Source organism: Spirosoma endbachense (genome assembly GCF_010233585.1).
Lineage (GTDB): Bacteria > Bacteroidota > Bacteroidia > Cytophagales > Spirosomataceae > Spirosoma > Spirosoma endbachense.
Window position 1 is genome coordinate 3,221,679 of the sequence record NZ_CP045997.1, and the last position, 16,464, is coordinate 3,238,142.

Annotated in this window: 8 protein-coding genes; 4 read left to right on the plus strand and 4 right to left on the minus strand. The window is 49.6% G+C overall.

Annotated elements, in window-relative coordinates; genetic code table 11:
• Positions 1-29: 29 nt before the first annotated feature.
• On the minus strand, positions 30-1,625 hold the full coding sequence (locus GJR95_RS12835; protein WP_162386244.1) for a SusD/RagB family nutrient-binding outer membrane lipoprotein: 1,596 nt from the start codon (positions 1,623-1,625) through the stop codon (positions 30-32).
• Between the two features lie 92 nt (positions 1,626-1,717).
• On the minus strand, positions 1,718-5,062 hold the full coding sequence (locus GJR95_RS12840) for a SusC/RagA family TonB-linked outer membrane protein (RefSeq protein ID WP_162386245.1): 3,345 nt from the start codon (positions 5,060-5,062) through the stop codon (positions 1,718-1,720).
• Between the two features lie 561 nt (positions 5,063-5,623).
• On the opposite strand from GJR95_RS12840, the gene GJR95_RS12845 reads away from it, so the two are divergent.
• From GJR95_RS12845 to GJR95_RS12855, 3 genes are all read left to right on the plus strand, one after another.
• On the plus strand, positions 5,624-8,269 hold the full coding sequence (locus tag GJR95_RS12845; protein WP_162386246.1) for a DUF7133 domain-containing protein: 2,646 nt from the start codon (positions 5,624-5,626) through the stop codon (positions 8,267-8,269).
• Positions 8,270-8,496: 227 nt separating this feature from the next.
• The gene (locus tag GJR95_RS12850; protein ID WP_162386247.1) at positions 8,497-10,038 is read left to right on the plus strand and encodes a sensor histidine kinase; all 1,542 of its coding nucleotides are present in this window, start codon (positions 8,497-8,499) and stop codon (positions 10,036-10,038) included.
• 211 nt (positions 10,039-10,249) lie between these two features.
• On the plus strand, positions 10,250-11,842 hold the full coding sequence (locus GJR95_RS12855) for a hydrolase (RefSeq protein WP_162386248.1): 1,593 nt from the start codon (positions 10,250-10,252) through the stop codon (positions 11,840-11,842).
• Positions 11,843-11,896: 54 nt separating this feature from the next.
• On the opposite strand, the gene GJR95_RS12860 is transcribed toward GJR95_RS12855, so the two are convergent.
• Positions 11,897-12,916, minus strand: a complete 1,020-nt coding sequence (locus GJR95_RS12860) for a glycosyltransferase family 9 protein (RefSeq protein ID WP_162386249.1) — start codon at positions 12,914-12,916, stop codon at positions 11,897-11,899.
• A 30-nt stretch (positions 12,917-12,946) separates the two neighbouring features.
• On the opposite strand from GJR95_RS12860, the gene GJR95_RS12865 reads away from it, so the two are divergent.
• On the plus strand, positions 12,947-14,182 hold the full coding sequence (locus tag GJR95_RS12865; protein WP_162386250.1) for a M16 family metallopeptidase: 1,236 nt from the start codon (positions 12,947-12,949) through the stop codon (positions 14,180-14,182).
• 64 nt (positions 14,183-14,246) lie between these two features.
• Here the strand turns inward: GJR95_RS12865 and GJR95_RS12870 are convergent, their stop codons facing one another.
• The gene (locus GJR95_RS12870; protein ID WP_162386251.1) at positions 14,247-16,361 is read right to left on the minus strand and encodes an alpha-1,4-glucan--maltose-1-phosphate maltosyltransferase; all 2,115 of its coding nucleotides are present in this window, start codon (positions 16,359-16,361) and stop codon (positions 14,247-14,249) included.
• Positions 16,362-16,464: the final 103 nt, after the last annotated feature.

The window sequence follows — 16,464 nt, forward strand, 5'->3', positions numbered from 1 at the left end:
TTCGTATAGGTTTCGGTAAAAACTGGCGATTATTTCGTCAGCCAGGTGTCCATGTTCAAATCGTCAGTTCCGTTGAACTGGCTCATCACAGCCGCTTTATAGTTGGCCGTGTTATAGGTTTGCTCATCGACCGGATATTGCCACCGGCGTGGAATTTTACCGCTCGAATTGATACCACCACCTGTGGCGACAAATGATTTAGGCAAACCTGTCCGGCGCCAGTTATAGAAGGCTTCGTAGCCAGAATTCTGGTGAAAAGCCACGTATTTCTGGTTCAGGATCTGCTCCAGGCCCTCGGGATTATTGCCCTTGTAGACCACACCGGGATTTGCCAGGAAGTTGCTGATCGAGATGGTTGTTGTGCCAAGTGTCTTACCGCCCTGGTCGCCGATGGTGTATGTCTGCCCTTCGGTCAGCCCATAGAACGACAGCGAAGCATTGATACCTTTCAGATAATACGTCTCAGCTGAAGCACCCGGCACCCATCCCCGGTTGATAGCCTCCGCAATATTGAAGTTCATTTCGGAGTAACCCATGATGATGTAAGGCTCTGGCCCAACGACCGACCCGTAGTAACGCTGATCATTCGTATAGGAATACTTTCCCGATGGGCCAGCACTGGCACCTTCGGTATACAAATCACCAATTGCCTTAGAGATATCAGCCCCTATATAAGCAGTAAAATCGCTTACTTTCTTGCCTGCCGTCAGTTGCGCTGGTGCTGGCGTTGCGAAAACAAACGTACGAGGGTCCTGCGTAGCGGTCGTTATGCTCAGATAGGGCAATCCTTCGAACTGGTACTGGTTATTCGCGTCGTTGGGCGTGTGTGGATACGTGTTATAAGCCGAGTTGAACACAAAGTTCAGGTTATCGGCATTGCTGGCCATGATCGGGTATTGCGTTGGGTTGTTGATAATAGCCGCAAACTGCTGAGGAATAGTCAGATCGGCATTATCGGCAACCCGCTTGCTCAGGCTAACCAACACCCGTAGTTTGAAGGTGTTGATTACTTTGCGCCATTTAGTAAGGTCGTTGTTATAGTAAATATCACCACTGATGGTAGCCGGTAAAGCCGTGGAAGCAGCGAGCGAACCCAGAATAGTGTTCGCCGTGTCTAGTAACGCCAGACTTCGGGCATAAACTGCCTTTTGGGCATCATAACTTGGGTCCAGGTCGGCCAGACCTTGTCCGGCCTGCAAAGCTGGCGTATCGCCCGTCCGTGCAGCCTGCCAGACGAATATATAAGCTCTGAAAAATTTGGCCAGCGCTGTATAGGCGTTGATCGCTGTTCCCAACGATTTGGTAGCCTGTAGATCCATCTGATTTACATTTTTCAGCGTCCCGTATAAGGTAGTGGTATTAGTCCAGTTATACTGGTTCTGTCCGCCATAATACAGGTTATTCGACACCGAAAACTGGTTCCAGCGATGAACCTGTGTAAATGGTCCGCCATCGCCCTGACTATAGATGTCGAATTGAATCTGTGGCAAAATTAACGACGGAGGAACGGCTTTGTCTTCACCCGCTACGTTGGGGTTTGGCAGCAACTCATCGTATGACTTACAGGCACCTACGGCCAACATCACACCCACGGCCAGTACTAAAGTATAAACTCTTGCTTTCATGGCTTTTCTTGAAAGAATAGATGATGGATCATGTACGACGGCTAATGCTGTGCTGAACAGGGCATTGCCCATTGTTCATGATCCCTTGTTCATTAAAATGTCAGATTGATGTTGAATCCAAGGCGACGTGTAGTGGCCGATTGCAGGCTGGGGTTCTTCAACGTGTTTTGCGTCGATGCGCTGTAACCCTGAGCGTACTGATCCAGATCGAAATCTTTACGCTGAGCAAAATAAAGCAGGTTACGACCTACAAATGAAACGTTGGCAGCCTTGATAAAACGGGGGAGCATAGTTCCCGTAAACGTATAACCCAGGATTACCTCACGCAGCTTACCGTACGTCTTGCTAACCATGTAGGGTTCTTCGATACCACTGTTATAGATGCCCTGTACATACGTCTGCACCGTTACGGCTTTGTTGTTAGGTGCGAACTGAAGCTCGCTCATGTTGCTGATATTGCCGTTGGCGTCGAATTTAACCGAACCACTCGCAACCATTACGCCGGGGCCTACATAAGCAGCCGTTGGCGATGTCGTACCCAGTGCCGTGCTCTGCCACTCTTTCAGACGAGCCGCTCCCAGATCGCCTTGTACCGTTTCGACCTGATTGCCTGCGTTCAGCGCATAGGCATAAACCTGATCGCGAATCACTCCACCCACACGACCGTCGAACTGAAAACTAAAGTTAAAGCCCTTGTAAGAGAACTTGTTGTTGAGTGCCCATACGTAATCGGGGTTGGTGTAGCCCATAAACTGAAGGGTGTTCGTGCCAGTAGGGCGCGTCAGGGGTGTTCCCGTCGACGACTGAATGATCTGGCCATCGGGGCTACGCAGGTAGTTGTAGCTGTAGTAGCCATCCAACCGATCGCCAACGGTAAAGACGTGATTAGGCCCAGCCAGGTAGATACTTGTTTCGTTCCCGTAGATCGACTTCAGCGTTTCTTTATAGGTTGACCAGTTGGCCAGCACATCCCAGTTCAGACCATTCGGATTTTTGAGCACTGATCCCGTCAGCGAAATCTCCCAGCCGCGCTTCTGGGTCGTAACCGCATTGGCAATCTGGCTGCTATAACCCGACGATGAAGCTACTGGCAGCGGGAAAATCTGCGGCCCGTTGATCGAGGAGAAGTGCGTTACATCCAGGCTCAACCGGTTACGCAGGAATTTGGCATCGAAACCGTATTCATACGATTCTACGTTAAAACTCTGCAGGTTCGGATTCGCCAGACTGCTGGTAAATCCGGCAGCAGGCAGGTTGTTATACGGCTTGCTGATTGTATACGTATTCTGATTCACGTAGCTTGGCCCATCGTAGGCAGTCGTAACCTCTGTGCCGTAACCAAGCAACGTGGATACAGAATTACCCGTTACCTGCTGATAGGCCGAACCAATTGTCGACATGGTGTTCCCACCTTTTACGTCGGCATACGAAGCGCGTAGTTTGAGAAACGAGATGGCTTCAGGCAATTTCAGGTAATCAGTAACGACAGTGCTAAGCGCGGCCGATGGATAGAAGATCGTCCGGTTAGCAGCTGGCAGAGTCGACAGTTTATCGAATCGCCCCGTCAGGCCCAACGTTACGAAATTTTTGTACGTCAAATCGGTCGTGGCATACGCACTAAGCACCGACATATCCGAGCGCCAGTTGTAGGCCTGAACCGGGTTTTTCGAGTTACTGAAATCATACACACCCGGTACGATCAGGAAATCGGTCGTGGCCCAGCTTGAGTTGTAATTGAAAGTCCGTGCGTTACCGCCCAATACGGCACTGACGTGAAAATCCTTTGACACCTGCTTGTTGAACGTCAACAACAGATCGGTATTATTCTCGAACAGATTCCGACGATCTTCGCGGTAATCACCTAGCCGAAGGTCGGGTATTTTGTAGGTAATGGCTGAGTAAGGTACTTTCTCGCTACGGAGCTGGTTCCAGGTTGTAACCTGCGTGCGGGCCGACAGATTCAGGAAATCGTTGATCTTGTAGTTCAGTCGGGCATAGCCGTAGATATCCGTTTTGCGGTGTTCATAGAGCCATTCGTAGGCTACAAAATAGGGGTTGTTGCCCCGGCCATATTCGGCGTAATATTGCTGAACGCCCGGCACACCCAGCGGAGCTTTGTAGTAGTCGCGCATATCGTTCACCGACCAGCTACTCGATCCATACACCTGAAAAATATAGGTTTCACTTTCCGGACCCGAACTTGACTGCGGAATGTTTGGCGAGTTCTGAAGGCTCATGTTCAGACTCCCATCGAATTTGAGCCGTTCGGTGAAATTGATCCCCGTGCTGAGATTAAAATTGGTGACATTCAACCGCGTGTTGGGCACCATGCCTTTCTGGTAATTATTGGAGATCGACATCCGAAGGTCATACTTTTCGCCACTCGATGAAATCGCAATGTTATTGTTCGATAACATTCCGGTCTGCATAAAGTCGCGGAAGTTATTGGCTCCCCGCGCTACCCAGGGTGTCCCCTGCCGAATGCCCGTGGCAGGATCGATCGGGCTGTCGTACTGCGGTACATTTTGCCCTTCAAAACGTGGACCCCATATGTTGGCCCGACGGTTCGGATTTCCTACATCATAGAGGTTATTGGCATAGGCATACTGGTAGTTAGATCCAAACCCGTATTCGCTCTGCCGCTCCGGAATTGCCAGATAGCCGGGATCAAACATTGTGCTGGAGTTGAACTCGACAGCCACTTTGCGTTTATCTTTCGTGCCTTTTTTAGTCGTCACCAGAATAGCTCCATTCTGGCCCCGAAAACCGTAGAGTGCTGCTGCGTTAGGGCCTTTCAGTACCGTGTAGGTTTCAATATCGTCGGCAGATACATTCCAGGTATCGGAGTTAATCGGTACACCATCAACCACAAATAGCAGGTCGCTGTTGCCCCGTAGAATCAGTTGCGGACGGCCCAGCAATTCGGCACTTGGAGACACTGTCAGCCCGGCAATTTTACCCGTCAGCCCATTGATTGGGTTAGGTTCCCGAGCTTTGGTAAGTTGGTCTCCCCCAATCTCCTGGGCTGTATACCCAACGGTTCGGGCTTCTTTCTTAATCCCTAAAGCCGTTACGATTACTTCGTTTAGCTGAGCTGTATTTTCAGCGAGCAAGACATTAATAACGGTCTGGTTGCCAACCGCTATGCTCTGTGGATCGAAACCAATATAGGAATAGGTCAAAACGGCCTCAGCAGAAGGAACCGCTAGCGAGTAATCGCCATTAGCGTCGGTAGTTGTCCCGTTATTGCTGCCTTTAATGATGATACTAACCCCCGGAAGACCGTTCGATTTAGCATCACTGACTTTACCTTTAACGAACCGGCCTTGGGCAAAGGTCTGACTACCTACCAATAGGTAGCTCAATAGAAGCAGGAACAGCGGCAACCGAAATTGCCCATAATGCCTGCCACAAGGATAAGTAGCATTTTGTCTCATACGTTTGGGGTAGCTTACTGGAAGAGTGATTTACTAATTAGGATTCGACCGTTAGGTGCGCCAGGAGGCATTAGACGGTTAGTGATTGTAGCGCCCGAATAAAGTCCAGCAAAAGTAGACGGGCAGTTTTATCCCACTGAGGTGTAATTATTATGAATCGTTTATGATTGCAAAACGACCCTTAACAGTAAGAAAATCAGTATTTTAACCCCATTCTAATCTAAACCTAACAGTAAATAATATAGCAGTACTTCATAAACCCCCGGTCTTTACACATAATGTGTGCGGTTATGCACTTTGTGTGACTTAATATTGATCAAGCGATTGTTACGTTTTGTTCGCCCATGCATCTGTCGCTTAACCTGACCGACTATGAAGGCCCAAGAGTCTGTACGTATTCTCCGATTACCCACAGTCAGAATAACTGAAAGACTAAATCAACAGTAACAGTATGGCCGGGCAAATAGAGTATGATTTTTATGTGAAAGGGCTTTTATTAGCATGAGCTTCCTTTAACACCAGTCGGCTAGATCTGGAACAAATACATGCTCTTTGCAAATCATGATAAAATCTACATTAACGCTTCTTTCGGCTCTTTTTATTCTATTCTGGCATAACACAAATCGAGAGACTGCTAAAACAGGGGCAACCTCAAACAGTCTTAACCGGGTTGATTCCTTGCCCAAAACAACCACCTGGCCGCCTGAACTCAGCTTAACCAAGTTTGCTGGCTCCGATCTGACGCCAAGTCCTGCCTGTCTGGCGGTCGCACCAGCTGGCGAGGTCTACGTAGGCGTCGATATGATCGGGTCGCTCGGTAAAAAGCCGGGGCAAGGCCGTATTGTCAGGCTGGTCGATGCCGACAACGATGGTAAAATAGATCAGCATACCACATTTGCAATGGTTGATAATCCACGGGGCATCCTGCCTGTTGGCGATCAATTATTTGTTTTGCACACCATCTTCTCAAAAGAAACGGGCATCGCTACGGGTATGGATCTGGTCGTTTTTGACGACAAAGACCACGACGGCCTTGCGGATGGACCCTCACGACCTCTCATTGAACACATTAGTTCACCTAAATTTCTGCAAAGCCGGGGTACCGACCACGCTACCAATGGCATCCGCATGGGAATCGATGGCTGGATTTACATTGCCGTCGGTGATTTTGGCTTTCATAATGCAACAGACCGCTCTGGTAAGAAATTAACCATGCTCGGCGGGGGTATTGTCAGAGTAAGACCCGATGGAACCGGAATGGAGGTCTACACACACGGGCTGCGGAACATTTATGACGTGGCTATCGACCCATACATGAATATATTTACCCGAGGCAACACCAATGATGGCGGAGGCTGGAACATCCGGTTCAGCAATCAGATCCAGTCGGGGGAATATGGGTATCCGGTTCTGTTCAAACATTTTACGGACGAAATTATACCCGCTCTGATTGATCTGGGAGGAGGTTCGGGTACCGGAGCTTTGTTCATGGACGATTCTAGCTGGCCGGACCAGTACAACCACGTTCCGATGATGGCCGATTGGGGCCGAAGTCAGCTCTTTATTCACCGCGTTACGCCAGATGCAGCTAGTTTCACCCAAAAAGAGGAAGAGTTTATCAAACTGGCACAGATCACGGACGTGGATGTCGATGCTTCGGGCCGTGTATACCTATCGGCCTGGGATGGTGCGGGCTATTCGGGAAATCCCAGCAAAGGATTTGTGGCAAGGGCTGTACCTAAGAACTGGGTTTATAAACCCTTCCCAGTCCTAAAAAAAATGTCAGTAAAAAAACTGGCCAGTCTTTTAAAATCTGGTAGTGGAGTGGCTCGTTTAGCGGCCCAGCAGGAATTACTGACCCGACCATCCGAGAAAACAGCGCCCATAGCCTGGAAAATTGCTGCGGATAAGAGCATACCACTTTATGCGCGGGTCGCCGGGATGTATACCTACGCTCAGGCAGCTGGCATCAGTGGCATCGATAAACTGGCAACCCTGACGTCCGACAGCGAGATGCGGGCATTTGCCCTCCGTGCCCTCTCGGATCAGAAACCGATGCTGAGTAAGGTGCCGATTGAACCATTCCTTGCTGGATTAAAAGACCCTTCGCCCCGCGTTCAGATAGCGGCTATTATTGGTCTTGGCCGACTCGGTCGGCAGGAAGCTGCTCCGGCGCTGTTGCAGGTCAGTGTCCCCGCTTCGTTCACAGCCCCAGCCATCGGCACAGAAGGGCCACATGCGACACCTAATTCGGCCATTATTCCGGCCCACCTGGCGGTTCGGGCATTGGTTAGTCTTCAGGCCGTTGACGCCTGTGTGAAGGCCATCGGGTCAGCAAACTCAACGCTCGCGCTTTGGGCATTACGCTACATGCACGACCCAAAAGCAGTCAATGGATTGATGGCAGCCTATACTCCTACAGCCGATGCAGCCCTAAAAAAGCAACTGCTGATTACGCTGTCACGTCTTTATAAAAAAGAAGCCGATTATGACGGTTCGTGGTGGTGGAGTACCCGGCCCGATACGCATGGGCCCTACTACAAAGCCATTACGTGGGAATCATCGCCCACAATCAAGGATTTTCTGATCAAGGAGTGGAATCAATCCAGCGATAAGCCATTTTTTGCTGACCTGAACAGCAGGCACCGAATGGAGATCAGTGAATTTGGCGGAGATGAGCCAGTGGTTGCCAAAGAAGAAGTGAAAATAGATCTCGATAAAATCCGGAATAAAAAGGGTCAGATTGGGGAGTCGTCTATTGAAGATGTGATGCTGGCAATGGCCCGGATTAAAGGCGATGCCGCTTTGGGTAAAACACTGTTTACCCAGCAAGGTTGCGTGGCGTGCCACAGTCTGAGTAAGAGCGAAACCATGAAAGGTCCTTTTATGGGACAAATCGGTTCGATTATGAACCGGGACCAGATTGCCGAGTCAATTCTCAAACCGAATGCATCCATTTCGCAGGGATTTGCTACGGTTCTCATCACGGCTAAAGGCAACAAAAGCTATACGGGCTTTATTACCGAAGAGTCGTCAACACGAGTAGTCCTTCGCGATATCACCGGACAGGTTTATACCTTAAAAGCCTCGGATATAACCAGTCGTAAGGAAATGGAAACCTCGATGATGCCGACGGGGCTGGTCAATGCATTGTCTTACGAGGAATTTGCCTCGCTTATCACCTTTCTCTCCCAACAGAAAAAGTAAGCGAAACTAACTTACGCCTTGGTACCTCAATAGGCATTCAATAGCCGCCCTGGTGTCGAGCCAACCGGGCGGCTGTTGAATGCCTATTCAGCGTTTACAGGAATCGACGGATTATCCCGATGATGTTGAGGGATCAGACATACACTCACTTAGTTAACTGTGCTTAAGCAGATGAATGAATAATCTTTTATTTTTGTATAGCATCCCTTTTGTAATGCATGAGTGACATGAATGAGCCGTCTGCTGCATTAGCCCATGAACGGTTTGAATTGCTGGCCAAAGCTACCCACGACGCGGTTTGGGACTGGAACCTGATAACCGATCAGGTCTGGTGGAATGAAGGCTTTCTGGACTTATTTGGCTATCAGCCCGGAACCATCAAGGACGGAGCAAACTTTTGGATTACCCGGATTCATCCTGCCGACCGGCAGCGTGTTCACGACAGTATTTATCAAACCATCAGGCAAGGAAAAACGAACTGGTCTGACGAGTATAGGTTCCTGAAAAACGATGGCTCCTATGCTTATGTACATGACCGGGGTTATACGCTATTTCAGGACGGCCAGGCCGTGCGGATGGTCGGTGCTATGCAGGACATAACGCAGCAGGTATCTGAAATGGCCCGCCAGCAGCAGGCCGAGCAACTCAAATTTATTACCGATAGTGCGCTTACAGCCATTGGTCTTTATTCGATCATTCGGGATAGCCAAACGGGTGAAGTGATCGACTTGCGGTATGAGCTTATTAACCAAATGGCCCAACGAATGACGGGCCGGCCAGCCGACGATTTAATTGGCCGAACCATGCTGGAAGTCTTCCCCGGTATTGGCCTTAGTGGTGTCTGGCAACAGTATAAAGAGTTGGCACAAACTGGCGTTCCCCTTCGTTATCAGAATCATTACACCTATGAAGGTTATGATCTCTGGTATGAGGTACAGGGAGTTCGGCACGGCGACTGGATCGTTTTATCGTTCCTGGATATTACCGAGCTAAAGAAAACACAGCTTCAGCTTGAATCGCTCAACGAAGAACTGGTACGATCCAACGAAAGTCTTCAGCAGTTTGCTTATATCGCCAGTCACGACTTACAGGAACCTCTTCGTAAAATTCAATCGTTCGGCGATATCCTGAAGAACAATTATGCCGACCAGCTAGGCAGTGGCATTGACCATCTCGAACGCATGCAGTCAGCCGCTGGGCGTATGGCCGTTCTGATCAAGGATCTACTGAATTTCTCCCGAATTTCTACCCATCATGACACGGCAAAAGCTGTACCTCTGGAGCGGGTTGTGGAGCGGGTTCTGGATGATCTGGCTTTGAGTATTCAGGAAAAGCAGGCCGACGTGCAGGTAGAGTCATTGCCTACCGTATCAGGCGACGCATCGCAACTACAGCAGTTGTTTCAGAATCTGCTGTCCAACGCCCTCAAATTTCATCAACCAGCGGTACCACCTCACATTCGTATCTGTTCACAACTGGTAACCGCAACAGAGTTACCAGCAACCATCAAGCCCAGTCGGCAGGCACCAGCCTACTACCGCATTCGTGTGTCAGACAACGGTATTGGGTTTGATGAGCAGTATCTCGGGCGCATTTTTCAGGTCTTTCAACGACTCCATACACGAAGCCAGTACGCAGGAACGGGCATTGGGCTGGCTATCTGTGAGAAGGTGGTAACAAATCACGGGGGAGCCATCACGGCAACGAGTACGCCAGGAGAAGGGGCTACGTTTGATGTGTATCTACCCGCAACGGCACAAAACGCCTAAGCTACGGGTCCATTTTTATTACTTTATTTTAAGTACCATAAACACCATGTTTCTCCATATTGAACAGATTATGGCTACCTCGAAAATGTCCGTAAAGAAACATATTGATTTATAACGTAACAGAATAGTAATACTTTACCTAAATTGTCGTCAGTAAGAATTTAGATTTTTGCAGGGTTTTTACTTGTAAATCACTAAAACGTTTATTCTGATGCTCAATTTGTTCACCTCAAAGAACACCCTCATTGCCTGCCTGGTTGTTGGGGCAGTACTGGCAGGTTGTCATTCTCTTGACGAGTTTACCCCTGCGGTTACAAATGTGAGTCAACTGGGCTCAGCACGGCTTCAGGCAATCACTTTATCAGAAGGATTTGAAGTGGGAGCGAGTAGCCCCAAAACAGCCTATGACGTCACTCCAACGGGCTCATCCAGTGGCGACAACGTTACACTCCAATCGAAATCCTGGAATCTATACGATGCCTTAATCGGCAACTTAAGTGGCGATTTAAAAGCAGGCTCCTGGTCGGCCCGGATTCGGAATACAGGGAAGATCACCATGCTATTCGATGTCACAACAGGTGCCAGCACCGTTACGATCAAACATGGCACTTACGGCAGCGATGCCGCGAGTCAATGGGGGCTGTGGTACTCGGTTAACAGTGGCAGTAGCTGGGCCCAGGCTGGTTCAACCATTACGACCACAACGACTCTTCAGACTCAAACCTTTACGCTGAATGTGTCGGGCACTGTTCGCCTGGAGATCAGAAAACTATCCGGCTCAACAAACCGCATCAATATTGACGACATTGTCATCAACGATAACGCTGGGGGTGGTACGCCTACGGGCAAAAAGTTTTTGTTTGATGCCAGCAAACGCGAGAATGCAGGTAGTGCCGACTGGCAGATTGATGCTGACGGCACCGAAAGCGTCCCGATCTACACCGGTGGAACTACGGTAGAAACCAAGGCACAGCGCTATCCAACGCCTTCTTATACAGGCATCACCGCTACAACTTCCGAAACCTACTGGAAAGGGGGTATTTCGGCCTGGGCGGTTGATCTGGTAAAACGCGGCAATCTGGTAGAAACATTGCCCAACACGGCATCGCTTACCTATGGAAATGCATCCAACCCGCAGGATTTGAGTAATTACGATGTGTTTATTGTCGTGGAGCCCAATCGGCTTTTCACAACAGCCGAAAAGACTGCGCTGATGAACTTTATCTCGAATGGTGGCGGACTGATGATGGTGGCCGATCATACGGCTCCTTCACTAACCGGTACCGACCCAAATGGCTACAATCCATCAGATAGGGATGGCGATGGCTATGATTCGCCACGGGTCTGGAACGATCTGATGGCAAACAATGGCATCAACAACAACAAGCCCTTTGGCTTCACCGTCGATTATATTGACATCAGCGAACAACCGACAACGAAGGTATATACCGGAACAAACACCAATGCCCAGAAGGTGTTAGGTGGTTTAGCCGGTACAGCGTCCAAACTGGCCTTTTATAATGGCACTACTGCCACGCTTTACCCGGCCAATAATGCTACCGTTCAGGGCTTGTTCTGGCGGATGAGCAGTACGGTAGGCAGCACCACCAGTGTAATGGCCCTCCTATCGACTTACGGAAATGGTCGTGTCGTCTTTATTGGCGATAGCTCTCCGGCCGATGACGGAACCGGCGACACCAACGACAATCTATTCAACGGATGGTCGGGCGATGTTCCATCGGGGTACACGTCTCACCCGGCCTTGCATATCAACGCATCGTTGTGGCTGGCAAAAGTTCAGTAGGAAATTCTTAGTAATCAGTGGGCCGTTTCCAGTAGGCAGTTCTCAGCAGACAGCCTACTGGAAATGGGCCATTTCGTCAACCGATATTCCCCAGGCACAGCGGAAGTGTCCTAGTGGGCAAGCCGACTTGCCATGTAAATTACACGGTTTACAATCGAGCACTTCAGCCGTCTGTACGACTCTCGATTGATCGGCCAGTGGGCCAAAGCCAAATTCGGGCACCGTTGAGCAAAAAACGGCGGTTGTTGGCGCATTCATAGCCGAACACAGGTGCAGGGGAGCCGAATCGTTAACATAGTTCATCACTGCTCCGGCCTGCAAAGCCGCTGATTGCAATAAACTTAACTTACCCGCCAGATTAATGACCGTTCCCGGTGCTAACCCGGCCCGTGCGATCATCGCATTACAGGCCTGGGCATCGGCGGGCGCTCCCAATAAATAAATTACGGTGTTGTCCGGCAATTTCTGAATTAATTCAATCCAGCGTTCGGATGGATATTGCTTTGTAAACCAGACCGACGTTGGCGCAATGCAGATGTAAGGTTTATGCTGATAAATCCTGACTGCATTAAAATCAGCTACTGATGGGTAGAGCTTTGGGCGAGTCAACCGTACGATGGGTGAGGCCAGATTTAACGGTTTCAGTAATTCAGCATTCCGCTGTATTTCATGGATACCGGGCTCGATCCGGTGTTCGATCCGATGAGTAAAAAATCGCGAAAAGGGGTTTTTCGTAAAGCCAACGGTTGTTTTCGCACCCGAAAAGGCAGTTAATAAACCAGTTGTACCAAACCGCTGAAGGTTAAGCACAGCATCATATTTCCGGGAACGGATGGTTTGAAGTAGTGTCCAGAGACTTCGGTATTTGGCTCCTTTTTTATCCCAGATCAATACCTCATTCACAAATGGGTGATTAGCCAGCAGACTCTCGTTACCTTTGCGAACCAAAACATCCAGCACTGCATCGGGCTGGGCCTGATGCAACTGCTCCAGAAGAGCCGTTGCCAGAATCACGTCGCCAATAAAGGCTGTTTGACTAATCAGGAACCGGGGCGAATTAGTTACGGTTATCATTAGTGCGCCTAGAGCGTCAATTGCTTAAGAATGGAAGATTACGAAGTTTATACCCTGCCAAACGGAATCCGGATCGCTCACAAACAGATACCGCATACCCAGATTGCTCATTGTGGTATCATGCTTGATATCGGAAGCCGAGATGAACAACCACACCAGCAGGGACTGGCCCACTTTTGGGAACATATGGCATTCAAAGGTACGGAGAAACGAAAATCGTACCACATAATTACACGACTAGAAACGGTTGGCGGTGAATTAAACGCATATACGACGAAAGAAAAAGTTTGTTTTCATGCATCCGTCCTGGGTGCTCATTTTGAGAAAGCAACTGAACTGCTATCGGATATAACGTTTCATTCGGTCTTTCCCGAAAAGCAGATCGAGCGCGAGCGGGGTGTTATTCTGGAAGAAATGGCCATGTATTACGATTCGCCTGAGGATGCTATTCAGGACGATTTCGATGAGTTGGTCTTTCCTAACCATGCCCTCGGTGGCAACATCCTCGGCACCACCGAAACCGTCAGCTCGTTCCGGCGCGAAGATCTGCAGAGCTTCATTGCCGAGAATTATGACACCAGCCGAATCGTATTTGCGTCCGTAAGCAACCTGCCGTTTAAGCAAGTTGTTAAAGTGGCCGAAAAATATTTTCGCGATGTACCGGCCCAGCATACGACACGCCTTCGCAAGATGCCTACGGATTACGTACCACGCCACAACCGGGTAGAACGCCCGATTACGCAGGCCCAATGCGCAATTGGTCGCCCGGCTTATGGCCTGACCGATCCGCGTCGGCTACCGTTTTTTATGCTCGTCAATCTCCTCGGCGGACCCGGCATGAACTCCCGGCTAAACCTGAATTTACGCGAGAAGTACGGGCTGGTCTATTCCATCGACGCTAGTTATACACCCTATCTGGATACGGGTTTTCTGGGTATTTACTTCGGAACCGACCCCAAGAAAGTGGAGAAAGCCATCGGACTGATCAACAAGGAACTAAAGCGACTCCGCGAAGAACCGCTCACGACCCTGCAACTTCACCAAACCAAGGAGCAGCTTATTGGTCAGTTGGCAATGGCCGAAGAAAGCAACAACAGCTTTATGCTCATGATGGCCAAGAGTTTACTCGACATCGACCGGGTAGAAGCGCTGAATGACATCTTTAACGACATCAAAGCCGTAACAGCCAATCAGTTACAAACGCTGGCTCAGGAAATTTTCGACGAAGGCCAGTTTAGCTCACTGACCTTTGTACCCGAAAAGTAGCGATTCGGGAGCGTGATGACGGTTTCGGTTAAGCTGGTATTCCAGAAACCGTCACCACGCCTACCTACACTTCAATCCGGAGCAGGTGCATAGGAAGCACATACGGGTCCAGTTCCACGTAATTCCATTCACCCTTCCAGGTATAATAGGCTTCCGTCAGTAAATCGTGGACTGAATAGGTTTGGTCTGGTTCGATACCCAGCTCCCAGATCGGAACCTGTACCATACCCGCCCGACGGCCGTAAGCTTCCGTATTGACTACAATAAGCAGTCGATTCTCGCCCGACGTTTTAAGGTAAGCCATGATAGCATCGTCGCTAACGGTGCAGAACGTCAGGTTATTTGTCTTTTGTAAAGCCACATTCTCATTCCGGATGCGATTCACCAGCGTAATGAGATACGTCAGTTTATTGGTTTTATTCCAGTCCCAATGGCGGATTTCGTATTTCTCCGAGTTTAAATACTCTTCTTTATTGGGGAACGGAACGTATTCCATCAACTCAAACGATGGTCCGTAAATACCATAGTTGCTCGACAGGGTTGCCGCCAGGAAATAGCGAATCAGGAACTGCGGCTCGTGTCCCGGTTGAAGAATATTGGGATTGATGTCGTGGGTTGTTGGCCAGAAATTCGGACGAAAAAAATAGCTGATCTCGTCTTGTGTCAGCTCGGTCATGTATTCCTCCAGCTCGGCCTTCGTATTGCGCCAGGTATAGTAGGTATAAGACTGCGAAAAGCCTCGTTTGGCCAGTTCCTGCATCACCTTGGGCTTTGTAAACGCTTCGGCCAGAAACAACATATCCGGAAACTCACGCTTTACTTCTGCAATGATCCACTCCCAGAAACCAAACGGTTTCGTATGCGGATTATCGACCCGAATGATGCGAATACCCCACGAAGCCCAAACCAGCAAAACCCGCTTTAATTCGTCCCATAAGTTCTGCCAGTCGTCGGTCTCAAAATAAATCGGATAGATATCCTGGTATTTCTTGGGCGGGTTCTCGGCATACTGAATGGTGCCGTCGGGCCGTTTTTTAAACCATTCGGGGTGGTCCTTCGCCCACGGGTGGTCGGGCGAACACTGAATAGCCAGGTCCATCGCGACCTCCATGCCGTAGTTGGCCGCAATAGCAATGAGATGCTTAAAATCATCTACCGTACCCAGTTCGGAGTGAATCGCATCATGCCCGCCTTCGGGTGAGCCAATCCCATACGGAACCCCCGGCTCACCGGGCTGGCAAACAACCGAATTATTTTTCCCCTTACGATAAGCCGTACCAATCGGGTGAATGGGCGGCATATAGAGCACATTGAAACCCATCCCCGAAATACGGGGCAATAAGGCTTCCACGTCTTTAAACGAACCATGAACACCCTCCTGTTGCGAAGCCGAACGAGGAAACAGGCAGTACCAGGTGCTAAAGGCAGCACGAGTACGGTCTACCTCAATACCGAGTTCATGAACATAGCGGGTTGGGAACTGGCGTTCGGGATACCGGCTTGCGTAGAACGTAAACTGATCGCTTTCAGCCACCGAAACGGCTTCGTCATAGCGACTCTCATCCCGAAACAAAGCAGCCATCTCCCGTAGTGCTGCGGCATCGGCCGATTCGTCAACTGGTGCCACGGGCGTTTTCTTTCTCCCCTTTCCTGCTTTTATCTCCTGCCCGCCAGCCCGCTTGAACATTCCATCCAGAAATTGCGCACCAGCCAGCAGTTCGCTCGTAATCCGCTGCCCATCGGCCACTTTCAGATGAACTTCGTGCTGCCACGATGCCGGATGGTCGACCCAGGCTTCAATTGTATAAACATAACGGCCCTGCTTTTCAACAATAAAGGATGCACCCCAACGGTCATTGTTGAGCAGCGTCATGGCCATTTCGGTCCAGTCAGACTCATCACTATGCCTGTAGAGAAGCAAAGCCGCTAAATGATCATGGCCGTCAGCAAAAACATCAGCTTCAATAGCGATCACATCACCCACAGTTGCTTTTATCGGAAACCGGCCACCGTCAAGTTCGGGCGTTACATGCTCAATAGCAACGCGTACCTGACCGGATCGGGCCGGATGGTCGGAGGCTGGGGGTGTATGATCGACAACTGATATTGCTGTTACGGCTAACTCTGTGCCGGGGGTACGTAATGCGGATGCCTTCGAGCTTTTTTTCGGTGAGTTCATTCGTAATTCATGTATGTTAATTAATCCATTCGGGGGTAATTCTGACCGTTAAGCAATGTTACGAAGAAAACGCACATTAGTCGTTTTTTGCTCCTAAATGGCA

Bases quoted from the DNA above. Each gene is read 5' to 3' on its own strand.
- GJR95_RS12850 (WP_162386247.1), top strand. From the start codon at position 8,497: ATGAATGAGCCGTCTGCTGCATTAGCCCATGAACGGTTTGAATTGCTG.
- GJR95_RS12845 (WP_162386246.1), top strand. From the start codon at position 5,624: ATGATAAAATCTACATTAACGCTTCTTTCGGCTCTTTTTATTCTATTC.
- GJR95_RS12865 (WP_162386250.1), top strand. From the start codon at position 12,947: ATGGAAGATTACGAAGTTTATACCCTGCCAAACGGAATCCGGATCGCT.
- GJR95_RS12840 (WP_162386245.1), bottom strand. From the start codon at position 5,062: ATGAGACAAAATGCTACTTATCCTTGTGGCAGGCATTATGGGCAATTT.
- GJR95_RS12860 (WP_162386249.1), bottom strand. From the start codon at position 12,916: ATGATAACCGTAACTAATTCGCCCCGGTTCCTGATTAGTCAAACAGCC.
- GJR95_RS12855 (WP_162386248.1), top strand. From the start codon at position 10,250: ATGCTCAATTTGTTCACCTCAAAGAACACCCTCATTGCCTGCCTGGTT.
- GJR95_RS12870 (WP_162386251.1), bottom strand. From the start codon at position 16,361: ATGAACTCACCGAAAAAAAGCTCGAAGGCATCCGCATTACGTACCCCC.
- GJR95_RS12835 (WP_162386244.1), bottom strand. From the start codon at position 1,625: ATGAAAGCAAGAGTTTATACTTTAGTACTGGCCGTGGGTGTGATGTTG.